This window comes from Thioalkalivibrio sp. AKL19 (assembly GCF_000420165.1).
Classification (GTDB): domain Bacteria; phylum Pseudomonadota; class Gammaproteobacteria; order Ectothiorhodospirales; family Ectothiorhodospiraceae; genus Thioalkalivibrio.
Map to the genome: position 1 here is coordinate 414,155 of NZ_ATUK01000010.1, position 15,142 is coordinate 429,296.

16 protein-coding genes are annotated in these 15,142 nt (G+C 68.5%); 10 read left to right on the plus strand and 6 right to left on the minus strand.

Annotated elements, in window-relative coordinates; genetic code table 11:
- Nucleotides 1-20 precede the first annotated feature (20 nt).
- Nucleotides 21-1,022, minus strand: coding sequence for a zinc-binding alcohol dehydrogenase (locus F817_RS0103810; RefSeq protein WP_024326408.1), 1,002 nt, complete (start codon nt 1,020-1,022; stop codon nt 21-23).
- 168 nt (nt 1,023-1,190) lie between these two features.
- Between F817_RS0103810 and F817_RS0103815 the strand changes: the two genes are divergently transcribed.
- The gene (locus F817_RS0103815) at nt 1,191-1,967 is read left to right on the plus strand and encodes a CDP-alcohol phosphatidyltransferase family protein (protein WP_024326409.1); all 777 of its coding nucleotides are present in this window, start codon (nt 1,191-1,193) and stop codon (nt 1,965-1,967) included.
- Nucleotides 1,960-2,598 (plus strand): YceI family protein, encoded by a 639-nt coding sequence (locus F817_RS0103820; RefSeq protein WP_024326410.1) that lies wholly within the window; start codon nt 1,960-1,962, stop codon nt 2,596-2,598. Before F817_RS0103815 ends, F817_RS0103820 begins: the two co-directional genes overlap by 8 nt.
- Nucleotides 2,599-2,770: 172 nt before the next feature.
- Here F817_RS0103820 and F817_RS0103825 read toward each other — a convergent pair whose 3' ends face one another.
- From F817_RS0103825 to F817_RS0103840, 4 genes are all read right to left on the minus strand, one after another.
- Nucleotides 2,771-2,983: a YjfB family protein gene (locus F817_RS0103825; RefSeq protein WP_024326411.1), complete on the minus strand. Its 213-nt coding sequence runs from the start codon at nt 2,981-2,983 to the stop codon at nt 2,771-2,773.
- 254 nt (nt 2,984-3,237) lie between these two features.
- Nucleotides 3,238-3,867: a class I SAM-dependent methyltransferase gene (locus F817_RS0103830; RefSeq protein WP_024326412.1), complete on the minus strand. Its 630-nt coding sequence runs from the start codon at nt 3,865-3,867 to the stop codon at nt 3,238-3,240.
- Between the two features lie 235 nt (nt 3,868-4,102).
- Complete coding sequence (gene folE / locus F817_RS0103835) at nt 4,103-4,756, minus strand: GTP cyclohydrolase I FolE (protein WP_024326413.1); 654 nt, start codon at nt 4,754-4,756, stop codon at nt 4,103-4,105.
- A gap of 48 nt (nt 4,757-4,804) precedes the next feature.
- On the minus strand, nt 4,805-5,590 hold the full coding sequence (locus tag F817_RS0103840) for a DUF3429 domain-containing protein (protein WP_024326414.1): 786 nt from the start codon (nt 5,588-5,590) through the stop codon (nt 4,805-4,807).
- 143 nt (nt 5,591-5,733) lie between these two features.
- Between F817_RS0103840 and F817_RS0103845 the strand changes: the two genes are divergently transcribed.
- The 8 genes from F817_RS0103845 (at nt 5,734) to F817_RS0103880 (ending at nt 13,516) form a co-directional block, all read left to right on the plus strand.
- On the plus strand, nt 5,734-7,116 hold the full coding sequence (locus F817_RS0103845; RefSeq protein ID WP_024326415.1) for an NAD(P)/FAD-dependent oxidoreductase: 1,383 nt from the start codon (nt 5,734-5,736) through the stop codon (nt 7,114-7,116).
- The gene (locus F817_RS0103850) at nt 7,116-7,886 is read left to right on the plus strand and encodes a DUF1365 domain-containing protein (RefSeq protein ID WP_024326416.1); all 771 of its coding nucleotides are present in this window, start codon (nt 7,116-7,118) and stop codon (nt 7,884-7,886) included. Before F817_RS0103845 ends, F817_RS0103850 begins: the two co-directional genes overlap by 1 nt.
- The gene (locus F817_RS0103855; protein WP_024326417.1) at nt 7,886-9,142 is read left to right on the plus strand and encodes a cyclopropane-fatty-acyl-phospholipid synthase family protein; all 1,257 of its coding nucleotides are present in this window, start codon (nt 7,886-7,888) and stop codon (nt 9,140-9,142) included. The genes F817_RS0103850 and F817_RS0103855 overlap by 1 nt, the downstream gene beginning before the upstream one ends.
- On the plus strand, nt 9,123-10,487 hold the full coding sequence (locus F817_RS0103860; RefSeq protein ID WP_024326418.1) for an MFS transporter: 1,365 nt from the start codon (nt 9,123-9,125) through the stop codon (nt 10,485-10,487). Before F817_RS0103855 ends, F817_RS0103860 begins: the two co-directional genes overlap by 20 nt.
- Nucleotides 10,484-11,077, plus strand: a complete 594-nt coding sequence (locus F817_RS0103865; protein ID WP_024326419.1) for a chalcone isomerase family protein — start codon at nt 10,484-10,486, stop codon at nt 11,075-11,077. Before F817_RS0103860 ends, F817_RS0103865 begins: the two co-directional genes overlap by 4 nt.
- A gap of 375 nt (nt 11,078-11,452) precedes the next feature.
- Nucleotides 11,453-11,956, plus strand: a complete 504-nt coding sequence (locus tag F817_RS0103870) for a GNAT family N-acetyltransferase (protein ID WP_024326420.1) — start codon at nt 11,453-11,455, stop codon at nt 11,954-11,956.
- Between the two features lie 260 nt (nt 11,957-12,216).
- Nucleotides 12,217-12,699 carry a hypothetical protein gene (locus F817_RS0103875; protein WP_024326421.1) on the plus strand — a complete coding sequence of 161 codons (483 nt, stop codon included), beginning with the start codon at nt 12,217-12,219 and terminating at the stop codon, nt 12,697-12,699.
- The gene (locus F817_RS0103880; protein ID WP_024326422.1) at nt 12,665-13,516 is read left to right on the plus strand and encodes a hypothetical protein; all 852 of its coding nucleotides are present in this window, start codon (nt 12,665-12,667) and stop codon (nt 13,514-13,516) included. The genes F817_RS0103875 and F817_RS0103880 overlap by 35 nt, the downstream gene beginning before the upstream one ends.
- A 298-nt stretch (nt 13,517-13,814) precedes the next feature.
- On the opposite strand, the gene F817_RS0103885 is transcribed toward F817_RS0103880, so the two are convergent.
- On the minus strand, nt 13,815-14,660 hold the full coding sequence (locus tag F817_RS0103885; protein WP_024326423.1) for a transposase: 846 nt from the start codon (nt 14,658-14,660) through the stop codon (nt 13,815-13,817).
- Nucleotides 14,661-15,142: the final 482 nt, after the last annotated feature.

Genomic DNA, 15,142 nt, shown 5'->3' on the forward strand with positions numbered 1-15,142 from the left:
TGCTTCCCCGTTAGGAATGATCAATAGTGAATGCGGTGGCAAAGGGTCCGCGCGGCCTCCGGGCCGGCGACACGCGCCATCACCGCCGGCAGATCGGCAAAGGCGTCCTCACCGGTGATCAGGGCATCCAGCGCCGGATCGTCCAGCAGCGAAAGCGCCAGTACCAGGCGGCGGTGATAGTCCCAGCGCGCCGCGCGCTCCGGCGGGATGCGCCCGACCTGGGAACTGCGCAGCGTCAGCCGTCGCGAGTGAAAGGCCTCGCCCAGCGGCGCCGGCACCGGCTGGTCGCCGTACCAGCTCATCTCCACCACCCGCGCCTCGACCCCGGCCAGCGCCAGGGCCTGTTCCAGCCCGGCCGGGTTGCCGCTCGCGTGCACCACTGCGTCAAGCCCCTGCAGCCCCGGATTCTCCCGCGCCGCCTCCGGCGTGCGGATCGCCAGCCCCAGCGCTGTCGCGACCGGCTCGCGTTGGGGGTTGGGATCGATCAGGACAACCTCGGTTCCGGGGATGGACCTGAGCAGCCAGGCCGTCAGCAGGCCAACCACCCCGGCCCCGATCACCGCGAGGCGATCCCCGGGGCCGGGCTGCAGGTCCCAGACCGCGTTGATCGCCGTCTCCATGTTGGCCGCCAGCACCGCGCGTTCCGAGGGCACGGCATCCGGGATCGGCACGACCGCGGCCGCAGGCACGACAAACGCGCTCTGATGCGGATGCAGACAGAAAATCCGCCGTCCCACCAGACCTTCCGCCGCGCCGCCCGCCTCGACCATTCCGACGCTGATGTAGCCGTACTTCACCGGCCAGGGAAAGTCGCCCGCCTGGAACGGCGCACGCATCGCCTGATACTGGCTCTCCGGCACCCGGCCATGGAACACCAGCGACTCCGTCCCGCGGCTGATCGCCGAGAACTGCGTGCGCACCCGCACCTCGCCCGGACCCGGCTCCGCCAACACCTCCGGGCGCAGCTCGCCCGCGCCCGGGCCGGTTACCCAGAACGCCTGCTCGGAGGCGGGGGCGTTCACCGGGAACGCCCCGGGCACGGGGTGCGGAGACAGGTCATCATCCACGCAGTGTGGGCGAAGCGCGCAACAAGCGGCAACTCCGGGCGCGCCGCATGGTCGCATTGGCCAGGGCCGTCGTTCCCTGACGGTCCCGCCCGATCATCGCCACCGGAGCGCTACAATCCCTGCATGGATTCTTCCTCCGCCAAGCTCGCCCCGTCGTGCATCCAGACCGGCCTTCGCGTCTGGGCGGCCGACTGGCTGATCGCCGGCCTGCTGGGGCTGGCGGTGACCGCTGCACTGCTGTGGCACACGGAGCCCGCTCTCCCGGCCGCAGCGGGCTTCGTCGCACTGTGGCTGCTGCTCGGCGCCATCCTCGTCCTGCGCACGCCGCCGGACCGTCCAGCGCCTACCAGGCGCGGACCCGGGCCGGCCAACCGGGTCACGCTCCTGCGCGCTGCCCTGACGGCCCCGCTGGGTGGCCTGATTGTCGCGGCCCCGGTGCCCGGCGACCCCGTGCTCGCACTCTGGGTGATGAGCCTGGCGGGCCTGGCGCTCGTGCTCGACGGCCTGGATGGGGCCGTCGCGCGCCGAACCCAAAGCGCCTCGGCCTTCGGTGCCCGCTTCGACATGGAAGTCGACGCGGCCATGATCCTGGCGCTTTCGATCCTCGTCTGGCAGATCACCGCGGTTGGCCCCTGGGTGATCCTGATCGGGCTGATGCGCTACGCCTTCGTCCTGGCCGCATGGCCCCTGCCCTGGCTGGCCGCGGCGTTGCCGCCCAGCCGGCGCCGTCAGGCCGTCTGCGTGCTGCAAACCGTGGTGCTGTTGCTGGTGCTGATCCCCGGACTGCCCGCCGTTGCCGCCATCACCATCGCCCTGGCCGGGCTGCTGGCCCTCGGCCTGTCCTTTGCCGTGGATATCCACTGGCTGTACCGCCACCGACCGGAGGTGTGTCATGACTGACGCCCGCAACAACCGCTTCGCCACCCGTCTGCGCTCCGCGCTCCTGGCCGGTCTGATGACCGTGGCCTTCGCCCTGCCCGCTGCCGCCCTGGCCGATGCCGACCGCTGGGTCATCGACCCCGACCACTTCGCAGTCGGCTTCCTGGTCGATCATGCCGGCTACGCCAAGGTCATGGGCATGTTCCTGGAGGCCGAGGGCGAGTTCACCTTCGACCCGGACTCAGGCGAGCTGGAGGGCGGCTTCTTCGTTGTGCAAACGGACAGCGTGTTCACCAATCACGCCGAGCGCGACGACCACCTGCGCAACGAGGATTTCCTGCACGTCGAGGCGTACCCGGAGATGCGCTTCACCGCCACGCGCTACCAGCCCACCGGCGAAAACACCGGGCGCCTGAGCGGCGGGCTGGAACTGCTGGGCGAGACCCGCACCATCCACCTCGACGTGACCATCAACAAGGTCGGGCGCTACCCGTTCCCGCTCGGCGGCCTGTTCGGCCGGCCCTATGTCCTGGGCGCGTCGATGCGCGGCAGCTTCAATCGTTCGGACTTCGGCATGACCTACGGTCTGACCCGCGATATCGTCGGTGACGAGGTCGAACTGATCATCGAGTTCGAGGCCCAGCGCCAGTAACGGCCGGGCGCCTGAATCGGTTCACCACGAAGCACACGAAGAAGGGCAAGGGCGTGTAACCACAGAGGGCACGGAGGACACAGAGAAAGTCCAGAAAGGGGCCGATCCAGACACGAGAAAGGCCCGGGTGCGAACGCACCGGGCCTTTCCTGAACGGTAGGTCTGCGGAGTGTCAGGCCTTGGTATTGATGTTGGTACCGACGTTTTCCGGCAGACCCTGCGTGGCGGCCTGCATCTCGCCGATGTCGGGCATTGCCTGCAGCATCGACTGAGCGGCCATCTCCTGCGACTCCATCGCCTTCTTCTGCACGGCCACATCCTTCTGCATCGCCAGCTGCTGCTGGCTTCCCTGCGTGGCCATCGCGGCAATCGCGCTTGCGTCCATCGTGGTACTCCACAGTTCTGAGTTTGCAGGCCCGTCGCGTTCCCGACAGGACCGGGCCTGCCTCCGGTGACGGCTGCATCCCTTCAGACTTGAGCCCTTGAAGCGAATTTTTTTCGGAACGGCTTCTCCCCGGAGGAATCCAGCGCGCAGCGCGTCCCCGGTCCCCGCTTTTCTGCGTGCCCTCTGCGGTGCAACCCGCCCTTGCCCTTCTTCGTCTCTTCGTGCCCTTCGTGGTGCAAAGAGGCCCTTGTCCTTCAGCCCCCGTCCCCGGCGTTACGCCCGGACGCATCCGCGGGCGCACGGCAGACCCGCGCGGCGAAGCGCCGCATCACGCCCCGCGCGACGCGGCCCTCCGGCTCGATGCAGAACCCGGCCTGCTCGACCGCGGCCTCGGTATCGCGGTTCGGGTGGCAGCCGCCGGTGATGCAGGTCCAGGCCGGCTGCACGCGGTCCTGGGCGCACGCCAGCAGCGGCCGGGTGTGGCGCACGTGCTCCAGCATGCGCAGCTCGCCCGCCTCGTCCAGCACCCGACGCACCTCGTCCAGGGCCCGCGGCGGGTCCTGCACGCTGCAAAACACCAGACCGGAGATCACGGTGTCGAATGCGCCGTCCGCAAACGGCAGGGCCTCGGCACGCGCCACCACCAATGGGACGGACGGGCACTTGCGGCGCGCCCGGCGCAGGGCCGCCAGGTCCGGATCCATGCCGATGACCCGCGCCGGTTCCACGTACAGCGGCAGGTCACGCCCCGTACCGCAGCCGACCTCCAGCACGCGGCCCTGCACACCCTCGACCAGGCGCCGTCGCCAGCGGCGCAGGCCCAGCAACTCGGCGCCGGCCATCAGTCCGTCGTACAGCCAGGGGATCTGTTCAAGACCGCGCATCGCGACTCCGGGGGACGGGGCGAAGAAATGTGACGGAAACCGCATTCTTTTGGCGGGTGGCAGGAACCTGTTTCCATCGTCCCTGTCCACTTGTACAAGTAGCGGAAATCATTGGCTCGTGGCAACGGCAGCCGATGATCCGCCGTTCGGACGCAAACCCTCCATCACACGGGTGTCCGGACGATCTTTGGCCCGGCGTTCGCGCCGGGCCATTTTTTTGTGCGGCGCCTGCGGTTCAGCTGCCGGTACCACCGATCAGGTTGAGGAACTCGCGCCGGGTGCGGCCATCCTCGCGGAAGGCGCCCAGCATCACGGACGTCGCCATCGACGAGTGCTGCTTCTCCACCCCGCGCATGGTCATGCACATGTGCTTGGCATCCACTACCACGCCCACGCCCTTGGCGTTCGTCACCTCCATCAGGGCCTCGGCGATCTGGCGTGTCAGGCTCTCCTGGATCTGCAGCCGCGCGGCGAACATGTCCACGATGCGTGCGATCTTCGACAGCCCGATCACCTTCCCGTTGGGCAGATAGGCGACATGCACCTTGCCGATAATCGGCAGCAGGTGGTGCTCGCACAGGGAATACAGCTCGATGTCGCGCAGCAGCACCATCTCGTCGTTGTCCGACGAGAACAGCGCCCCGTTCACGATGTTATCCAGGTCCTGGTGATAGCCGCGGGTCAGGTACTGCATCGCCTTGGCGGCGCGCATCGGCGTATCCAGAAGACCCTCGCGCTGCGGATTCTCGCCCAGCCCGGCGAGGATGTCGCGGTAACGTTCGGCGAGCTGCTCCGGGGCCGCCAGAGGCTGACCCGCGGGTTCGGTGGCCGTCGGCTCGTCGGCCGTACGGGCGTCTGCGTCCATGGTCGAGTCCTTGTGTTCACTCATTCTTGCGTTTTCCTCTGTCCGGGCACCCGGGTTCGACAGCCAGCCCGGTCAGGCCGCCAGCGTGACCGCGAAACCGGAGGCCAGCGCCAGCATTGCCCCGGCCGTCAGTATCAGGCGCAGGCCCAGATACCCGCGCGGCAGCGCCCTGCGCTGCAGGCTCAGCCGGTCCACCCACAGCACCCCGAGGAACAGCACCGTCAGGGTCATCAGGGCCTCCGGCAGCGGCTGCAGCACAGCCAGCCAGGCCAGGATGGACGGCACCACCGCCCAGACCGGGGCCGAGAGCGGCCCCACCCGATGCTGCCGATCCGCCAGGTAGATCCCCCAGTGGATCGCCCCCAGGAACGACAGGATCACCGCACCATAGAGCGCCAGGGCCTCCAGCGCGAAAGCCTGCCATTCGGGCTGGGCCATCCAGGCGCCCATCCCGAGGAACGCAAAGGGTAGCAGGCCGCCGAATCCGAGGACCTGCAGCGCGGGCGACGGCGCGTCCGGTCGCGGCCCGTCGCCGCGCGCCTGCAAGGCCCGGTGACCCAGGTACTCGCGCAGTTCCGGAAGCCCGCCGATCACGCCCTCGCGCGAGATGAACAGGGGCAGCACCGAGGCACCGGTGGCCTGTTGCAGCGCGTGGAACTGCTCGCGGTTGTGCGCTGATCCCATGCCCCACTCGAGCCGCTGCCAGCGTCCGGGGGCCGTTGCTTGCAACAGCGCCTCGGCATCACGGAAGTCGGAAAGCCCGGAGGTGATCCCCACGATCTCGTGGGTGACCAAAGCCTCGCGGACCTCCGCCGGCCACTCGGGGACCCCGGCTGCTGGTTTTTCATTCGTGCTCACGATCCGCTTCTCCCTTGCGCCTGTTTCGCGTCGGCCCGCACCCGTATTGGAAACCCGGGAACTTTCGTTTGCCACCATTTACAAAGATTGTACAGATATTGTATAAGATGTACATCGCCCTTGGGGCCCCGGGAGTCACCACCATGCAACGCTCGCGTATCGCCGTCATCGGTGGAGGCATCGCAGGCCTGTCCGCCGCCTGGATCCTGCAGACCCGCCACCAGGTGCAGCTGTTCGAATCGGAAGCCGAACTCGGGGGCCACGCCCGCACGGTGGAGGTGCCCGACCCACAGGGCCGCACCGCCATCGATACCGGCTTCGTGGTCTACAACGAGCGCAACTACCCCCTGCTGACCCGCCTGTTCGCGGAGCTGGGCGTCGCCACGCAGGATACGGACATGTCGTTCGGGTACTCGCGCCAGCCCGACGGGGTGGAGTACGCGGGCTCGGACCTCAACACCCTGTTCGCCCAGCGGCGCAACCTGGTGCGCCCGCGCTTCCTGCGCATGGCCACCGACATCCTGCGCTTCAACCGCCTGGGCAAGGGGCTGTTCGAGCGCCGCGAGAGCCCGGAGGGCACGCTTGGTGGTTTCCTCGACCGACACCGCCTGGGTCGCGGCTTCACCGAGGACTACCTGCTGCCGATGGCCGCGGCGATCTGGTCCTGCCCGCCGGATGAAATCCGCGAATTCCCGGCCACCAGCTTCCTGCAGTTCTTCCACAACCACGGCCTGCTGGATCTGCGTGACCGGCCCCAGTGGCGCACGGTCACGGGGGGCAGCCGTGAATACGTCCACCGCCTGGCGCGGCGTCTGGAGCCCGGTTGCGTGGTCCACGAGCCGGTGCGCGCGGTCATGCCCGAGGCCGGCCAGTGGCGGGTACTGACCGATGCCCAGGCAATCGGCTTCGATGCCGTGGTGTTCGCCTGTCACGCCAATACCGCGCGCTGGTTGCTGAACGGGGCCGACCCCGCCCGCGATCGCCTGCTGTCGGCCTGTCGCTTCCAGGCCAACCATGCGGTGCTGCACACCGACCCCGCCCTGATGCCGCGCTCGCGTCGCGTGTGGTCCTCCTGGAACTACCTCTCCGGGCGCACCACCCAGGCGCGCGACCGCGTCTCCGTGTCCTACTGGATGAACCGCCTGCATCGCCTGGACCGCAGGGAGGACTACATCATCAGCCTGAACCCCTGGCGCGACCCGCATCCGAACCACGTACTTGGCGAACAGCACTGGGAGCACCCCGTCATGGACAGCGCGGCGGAGAAGGCACGCCAGCGGCTCGCGGCGACCCAGGGCGAGGACGGCCTGTATTTCGCCGGCGCGTGGATGGGCTACGGTTTTCACGAGGACGGCCTGCGCTCGGCCGTCCATGTCGGGCAGGCGCTGGGTATCGAAGCGCCCTGGTCGCACCCGGCGCAAGCACCCAATGCCCCGGCGCGACCCGGCCACGTACCGGAATCCACCGTCCACGGCGGCGGCACGACCCCGGTCGGCGCTCCGGCCGCGCAATCGCGGAACACCTGATGGACGCCGCCCTCGTCCACGGCACGGTGATGCACCAGCGGTTTTTCCCGCAGCAGTATCGCTTTCGCTACCCGGTCATCGGCGCGCTGTTCGACATCGACCGCCTTCCGGACACCACCCGCCGCTGCCGTCTGTTCTCGCTGAATCGCTTCAACCTGTTCAGCCTGCGCACCCGCGACCACGGCCCACGCGACGGACGCCCCTGGCGCCCGTGGATCGAGGCCCACCTGGCCGAACACGCCATCGACCTGGCCGGCGGCCCGATTCACCTGCTGACCATGCCGCGCGTCCTCGGGCACGCCTTCAACCCGCTCAGTGTCTGGTACGCCCGGCATGCCGACGGCGACCTGCGCGCCATCCTGCTGGAGGTGCGCAATACCTTCGGCGAGCATCACCACTACCTGCTGCACGAGAACGGCGCCCCCATGGCCCTCCCCGTGCGCCAGGAAAAGAACAAGGCCTTCCACGTCTCACCGTTCATCGACATGCACGCGCGCTACGCCTTCACCCTGACGCCGCCGCGCCTGCAGTCCGGCGCATCGCTGCGCATCGCGATCAACGAATACCAGGACCAGGACCTGATGCTGGTGGCCTCGCAACACGGGCGCCTGCGCCCGTTCAGCGACAGCGCGCTGCTGGCCGCCTTCCTGAAGAAACCCTGGATGACCCTCAAGATCCTGCCGCTGATCCACTGGCAGGCTCTCAGAATCTGGTGGCGCGGCGGGCGCTATCACCCACGGCCCGCACCCCCCGCACAGGAGATCGACTAATGGCCCTCGACCACATCGACACCCCGCAGGAAGGCACGGCCCGGCGCGACTGGGCCCTGCGCCTGGTCGCCCGCGCCCTGAAAGACATCGACACCGGGCAGATCACCCTGATCGGTCCGTCCGGCGACCGCATCACCTTGCGCGGGCGCAAGGCCGGCGTCGAGGCGGTATGGCACTTCCGCCGCCCGTGGCGGGCCATCCTGCGCCTGCTGCGCCACGGCGATATCGGCTTCGCCGAAGGCTTCATCAGTGGCGACTGGATCACCCCCGACCTGCAGACGCTGCTGCGCTTCGCCACCGACAACGAACAGGCCCTTGCGCCGATGGCCGAGCGCCCGACATGGCAGCGCGCCATCGACCGCATGCGCCACTGGATGCACCGCAACAGTCGCCGCGGAAGCCGCGCCAATATTCGCTTCCACTACGATCTCGGCAACGACTTCTACAACCTGTGGCTGGACCGCACGATGAGCTATTCATCGGCACTGTTCACCCGCGGCGACGAGGCCCTGGAACTGGCCCAGGCGCAGAAGTACACGCGCCTGCTGGATCAGCTGAACGCCGAGCCCGGCGCACACATCCTCGAGATCGGCTGCGGCTGGGGCGGCTTTGCCGAGATGGCCGCGCAGCGTGGCTACCGCGTCACCGGCGTGACACTCTCGCAGGAGCAACTCGACTATGCCCGCGCCCGCATCGAACGCGCCGGCCTGAGCGACCGCGTGGAGCTGCGTCTGCAGGACTATCGCGACCTGCAGGGCACCTTTGATCACGTGGTCTCGATCGAGATGTTCGAGGCCGTGGGCGAACACTGGTGGCCGACCTTCTTCGCCAAGGTCCGCAGCTGCCTGCGCCCGGGCGGCCGCGCGGCGCTGCAGGTCATCACCATCGCGGAAGAGGCCTTCGAGTACTACCGCCGCAACGCGGACTTCATCCAGCTCTACATCTTCCCCGGTGGCATGCTGCCCTCGGTCCCGCGCTTCAACGCGGAAGCCGAGCGCGCCGGGCTCACGGTCGAGGACCAGGCCCTGTTCGGCGAGGACTACGCGCGCACCCTGCGCCACTGGCACCGGGAGGTCCGCCAGGCGGAGCCGGTCATCGAGGCGCTGGGCTACTCGCAGTCGTTCCTGCGCATGTGGCGCTACTACCTCGCCTATTGCGAGGTCGGCTTCGACACCGCCCGCGTGAACCTGATGCAGGCGGTTCTGCAAAGCCCCGTCCAGCCCGCCGCGCCGGGCCATGACCCCGCGAACCGATGAGGTGAGCACCCTTCGCTGGCCGCGACTGTTCGCCTACGGCGGCCTGGGCATGCCCCTGGCCGTCCTCGGCCTGCCGCTGTATGTCTTCCTGCCCACCCACTATGCCGAGCACACCGGCCTGGGCGTCACCCTGGTGGGCGTCTTTCTGCTGCTGGCACGGCTGCTCGATGTCGTCACCGACCCGCTGATCGGACATCTGTCCGACCGCATCCCCGGCGCCTGGCGGCGGCGCGCGGTCATGCTGGCGGGCGTCCCGCTGCTGCTGATTGCCGCGCCCTTCCTGTTCCGCCCGCCGGCCGATGCCGGCGCCTGGTATCTGCTGCTCTTCAGCACCCTGGTTTATCTCGGCTGGACACTGGTCGCCCTGCCCTATGCCGCCTGGGGCGCCGAGCTCTCCGGCGACTACCACGAGCGCTCGCGCATCACCGCCGCGCGCGAGGGCTTCGTCGTACTGGGCACGGTAACGGCCGCCGCGCTCCCCGCGGTCCTGGGCCTGCAGGACGATGCCGGCGCGGCCCTGGCCACCCTTGCAGTCCTGCTGTGGGTGCTGCTGCCGATCGCCTTCGTCGTCCTGCTCTGGCGGGTGCCGGAGCGCCCGGGGCGTCTGGCACCGGTGCCCTGGCGCGCCGGCTGGACCCTGCTGCGGTCCAACCAACCGTTCCGCCGCCTGGTCCTCGCCTGGGTCTTGAACGGCACTGCCAACGCCATCCCGGCCACCCTGTTCCTGTTGTTCATCACCCACGTGCTGGAGGCCCCCGGACACGCCGGGCCACTGCTGCTGGTCTACTTTGCCACCGGCATCCTCGCGCTGCCCCTGTGGCTGCGCCTCGCCCGCCGGCTGCCCAAGCACCGGGTGTGGACGCTCTCGATGCTGCTCGCCTCGGCCTTCTTTATCTGGGTCCCGTTCCTCGGTTCCGGCGACGTGCTCGCGTTCTACGCCATCACCGTATTGACCGGGCTCAGCCTCGGTGTGGACCTGGCGCTGCCGGCCGCGATGCAGGCCGACGTGATCGACCAGGACACCGCCGACGGCGGCGGCGAACGCGCCGGGCTGTTCTTCGGGCTGTGGGGCATGGCCACCAAGCTGGCGCTGGCGCCCGCCGTCGGGCTCAGCTTCCCGCTGCTGGGTCTGGCCGGCTTCTCGGCCGACGGCGACAACGGCCCCACCGCCCTGCTCGTGCTGGCGCTGGCCTACGCCGGCCTGCCGGTGTTGTTCAAGCTCGCGGCGATGGCCCTGATCTGGCGCTTCCCGATCGACGCCGACGCCCAGCACGCCCTGCGCGAACGCATCCACGCGCGCGAACGCGCGACCACCCTCGTCCAGCCCGGAGGCACTGCCCCATGAAACCCCGCACCCAACCGGTCCGTTTCGCGACCTCGCTCGCGGCCACGCTGATGCTGGCCCTGTTCATCGCCGCCCCGGCCACGGCCGCCACCGAGATCGACGGTGTGCGCTTCGCCGACTCGGTCACCATCGACGATACGACCGTTCCGCTGCGCGCGGGCCGGCTCTACCGCTACACCATCTTCCGCGTCTACATCGGCGCACTCTACGTGCCCCAGAACGTTGCACCGGAGGCTGTGCTGACAGCCGACGTGCCCAAACGGCTGGAACTGGAATACCTGCGCGCCATCAGCGCCGACGACTTCCGCAAGAGCGGTAACCGCCTGCTCGAGGACCAGCAGGAGGCGGAGACCCTGGCGGCGCTGGCCGATCGGCTCGACACCTTTAACGCCGCCTACCGCGACATGGAGGCCGGCGACCGCTACGCGCTCGAATACCGCCCGGGCCGCGGCACGCGGTTGCTGCAGAACGGCACGCCCCTGGTCGAGGTCCCCGGCCGCGACTTCGCCGAGGCCTACTTCGGTATCTGGCTCCACCCGGAACAACCCCTGTCCCGCCGCTTCCGCGACACCCTCATCGGCCAGCGCTAGAGTCTCCGCCTCGCGCGCGCGTGATTTCGCCAACCTGTCATTGCGAGGCGCAAAGCGAGGCAATCGCCCGGTCTCTGGCACCGCACCCATGCCGTGCCCGCCATGGCGAGACGCGAAGCGGCGGGGCGATCGCCTCGCCCTGTCACGTGGCCGCATCCTGAGTCGCCACGCGGCGCGCGCAATCATGCGCCTTCCTGCCGGGCACACCCGACCTCGTACAGCCCGCGTTTCGCGAAACCCTTCACAGGAAGATTCCCCGAACCTGGACTAGACTCTTTCGTCCGGGGCCAGGGCCAGGACGGCCAGGAGCCAGCACCACCCGGTTCGCCCGCGCGGGCGTGGCTCCTTCCAACGGCACGCCGGAGGAGGATACCCATGCAGCATCCCATCACCTTCCGGGAGGCCACCTGGCCTGCCGATGCCGACGCACTGGCCCGCATCCGCTGCGAGGTCTTCGTCGAGGAACAGGGCGTACCCGAGGCACTCGAATTCGACGGCCTGGACGCCGCCGCCCTGCACTGGCTGGCCACCGGGCCGGGGGAGGAACCGGTCGGCACCCTGCGCATGCTGCCCTCCGGCCAGATCGGCCGCATGGCCGTGCGCGAACCCTGGCGCGGGCACGGCATCGGCTCGCGCCTGCTGGACTGCGCCCTCCTGGCCGCTGCCCGCCACGGCTGGCGCGAGGTCTGGCTGAACGCTCAGGACAGTCGCATCGGGTTCTATGCGCGCCACGACTTCTTCATCATCAGTGACACCTTCGAGGACGCCGGCATCCCTCACCGCCGCATGCTCCACCGCATCCACAACCCGACCCCACGACCCCACCAACCCTGGAGTCGTCCGAGCGAGGGCCTGGCCACGCATCCGTTATATCCCTAACCGCAGGGTGCGTTGAGCTCTGCGAAACGCACCGCTCTCCGCGGCCGCTTGCACCACGCCCACGATGCGATTCGCTACGCTCATCCGCATCCTGCGAGCAATTCTGTGGGAGCGTGCCTGCACGCGAATCGCCCCGTCCAGATACCAACGAATTCAGCCGGCCCCCTGAGCCAGGCGAAACCACCACCGAACCCAAAGATGCGAACCCACCGCCACTCCCCTATCCTGAGAGAAGGACCGTGGCCCCGAGCGAGACACCGATGCCTGCCCCCGAACGCGACCCGACCCTGATCGACGCCGAGGCCCTGCTGGCCGAACTCCTGGCCGCCACCCGGCGGCGCCTCTGGCTGCACGGCCGCGTCGCCCTGCTGGCGGAGATCGCCGGCCCCGACCTCGGCGCCGAGCTCGCCGGCATCGCGCGGCGCCACCGGCATACCGACATCCGCCTGCTGGTCGACGACGACCTGGCGCTCAAGGAACAGCTCCCCAGCCTGGTGGAGAGCATCAAGCGCCTGCCCAGCGCCGTCTCGGTACGCCGCCTGGAGGCCACCGAGGAAAGCCCGCTGACCGTAACCGCCATCGCCGACCACAGCGGCTGGATGCAGCTCACCCAGGCCGGCGGGCGGCGCATCCTGCGCGGGGATGTCGACGATCGTCCCGGCACCCAGCGCGCCGTCCAGGACTTCGAGGCCAACTGGAGTCTCAGCGATGAAGCCGTCGAACTCCGCCGCCTCCTCGTCTGACCCGCGTCTCATGAAAGACCGCCGCCATATGCTCCGGGCCGCCCTCGCGCTGGCCGCCGGCACCCTGCTCCCTGGCCTCGCCGGCGCGCGTGAACCCCACGCCGAAGTCGCCGTCCTGCCGCTGCAGCACCGCCCGGCCCACAGTCTGCTGCCCGAACTCCAGGCCCTGTTCGGCGACACCGCCACCCTGCGCGGCGACGGCTTCCGCCTGCTGGTGCGCGCCGACGCCCGCACCCTCCAGCAGATCCGCGAGGTCGTCGCCGAACTTGACGCCCCGACCCAGGACCTCATCCTCTCCGTGCGCCGCCACAGCGACGCCCCGCGAACCGAACGCGGCGGCGGTATCGACTTCGAGAGCGGCCCGGACGGCACCGAAGGGCGCATCACCACCCAGCGCCTGCGCACCACGCGCCGCGACGACCAGACCCAGCACCTGCGGCTGCGCGAAGGCACCGACGCCATCATCCTGGTCGGCGAGACCCGCACCGCCGGCTTCCGCATCATCCACGGCCGCGCCGGCGTCGGCATCGAACCCCTCCTGCAGGACACCGCTCGCGGCTTCCGCGTGCGCCCCCAGGTCCAGCCCGACGGCCGGGTGCGCGTGGCCATCTCCCAACTCCACGAACGCCCGCTGGCGCGCGGCGCCGTGGACCGCGACGCCGTCGACACCCAGCTCACCCTGGAGCCGGGCGCCTGGCACACCCTCGGCGGCGTCCACAGCGAGAGCGCCACCGAGCAACGCGGCCTCGCCTCCCGCCGCACCACCCGCGACCGCGACACCCTCACCCTCGAAATCCGCGTCGACCCCGTTCGCTAGCCAGCTCCCATGATGCGATTCGCTTCGCTCATCGGCATCCTACGGAATCGCACTGCCCGTAGGGTGCGTTGAGCCCCGCGAAACGCACCAACAACGGCGGGAGTCACCCCTTCGACCAAACCCGCCAAATGGCACGCCAACACACCCGATCGTCATCCCGGAAACCGCAACGCGGTTGTCCGGGATCTCGCCCGCCCGCCCGAACATACCCCTCTGCCACACCCCCACACCGGGGTGATACAGTCGTTTAAACAATGTCTATACACCATGCGGATATCGCCATCTTGCGCCGACGGGGTCAAACCTTGCCTTTTGCCCCTGCGGACACGATTCGACTCACTCGCGAAAAATGCAGGCCGAAATGGTCACCGATGGCTTTCAGCGTGTAGCCACCGGACGCATACGCGCGCCGAATGGCTTCATTCCTCGGGAGGCTTGCCTTCAGGGATTCGAGCGTCGGCGGCACAGGCCGCTGCTGGGCCCTGGGGTATTCCGGATCCGAGTCCAACCTCCCGGACTGACCTGCCAGCTGCGCCTCTACAAAGGCCTCGGATCCAAGGAATAGCTGGGCATGCAGATCATTCCAGGGGGAAGCGCATCCGATCCCCTCATGCACAAAGCGCCGATAGGCCTGGCGTCGGGAGGCGGCAGGGCCGAATTCGTCCAGCACGCGGTCCGTCGATAACCACGAGGCGGCGTCCGAAAAACCTGCGGTGGCCCGGTAGCTGCTCCACTCCCAGTCCGCAGGATCATCGATCAGATGCGCACGCACCGGGTTGAGGACGATGTAGCGCGCCAATTCCAGAAGATACGACTCGCGCTCGACCAGGATCGCCTTGTACCGGCCTTGCAGCACATGACCCACACGCCGATGACGGCGGTTGAACCGCTGCGTGTAAACGCCGTTCAGCCACTGCATCCCCCGGCCCAGATTCGCATCCGGCGTCTCTACCAGAAGGTGATAGTGGTTGCCCATCAGGCAGTACGCAAAGACCACCCAGTTGAATCGCTCGACCGCCTGCGCCAGCGTTTCTTCGAACCGCCGATGATCAACGTCATCCAGGTAGATCCAGTCCCGCCGATTGCCACGCGCCGTTACGTGATACAGCGCCCACGGATACTCCAACCGCAACGATCGAGCCATCCCTGCTCTCCCCGTCTTGTCCCTGACAATCGCCAGTACACCCTAAATCAGACCGTGCCGCCAAACTAATTCCTACCGGCCCACCCCCTGCCCGAAATTCAAATCGGGCGCGCGAGATCCCCGAAGGGCAAAACGCAAGGTTTGACCCCGGGTTTGCGTGCGCGAGATCCCCGAAGGGCAAAACGCAAGGTCTGACCCCGGGTTTTCGCTCCCCGTCTTGTCCCTGACAATCGCCAGTACACCCTAAATCAGACCGTGCCGCCAAACTAATTCCTACCAGCCCACCCCCTGCCCGAAATTCAAATCGGGCGCGCGAGATCCCCGAAGGGCAAAACGCAAGGTTTGACCCCGGGTTTGCGCGCGGATACTCCAACCGCAACGATCGAGCCATCCCTGCTCTCCCCGTCTTGTCCCTGACAATCGCCAGTACACCCTAAATCAGACCGTGCCGCCAAACTAATTCCTACCAGCCCACCCCCTGC